1 protein-coding gene is annotated in these 382 nt (G+C 64.9%); it reads right to left on the reverse strand.

Annotation, left to right across the window (positions count from 1 at the left end; genetic code table 11):
* The coding region (locus AC1D0P_RS31620; protein WP_477680337.1) for a molybdopterin cofactor-binding domain-containing protein at positions 1-382 on the reverse strand (382 nt) is incomplete at both ends.

The raw sequence follows: 382 nt of genomic DNA on the forward strand, positions 1-382 counted from the left end.
TTCGAGAAATTCGTCGAAGCTCGATGTGGCGCTGAGAGAGCGGTGGTGGAGCGCCGTCAGCCGGCCGTCGCCGTCCATGCCGAGGCGCAGTTTCTGCCAGGTTTGGCCCCGATGGCCGACGGGGCCGTACATCTGTCCCCGGGTGAGCGCCAGCTTTACCGGCCGCTTGAGCATGCGTGCGGCGATGATGGCGAGCATTTGCGGTCCGTTGAGGATCGCCTTCGAACCAAAGCCGCCGCCAAGGAAGGGCGAGCGGATCGTTACGTTTTCGGCCGGGATGCCGAAATAGGCCGCGTAGGAGGCGCAGCTCAGCGCCATGGCCTGGTTGGGCATATCCAGCATCAACCGGTCGCCATCCCATTCGGCGACGACCGAATGGGGC

This window comes from Polaromonas sp. P1_G2 (genome assembly GCF_056405515.1).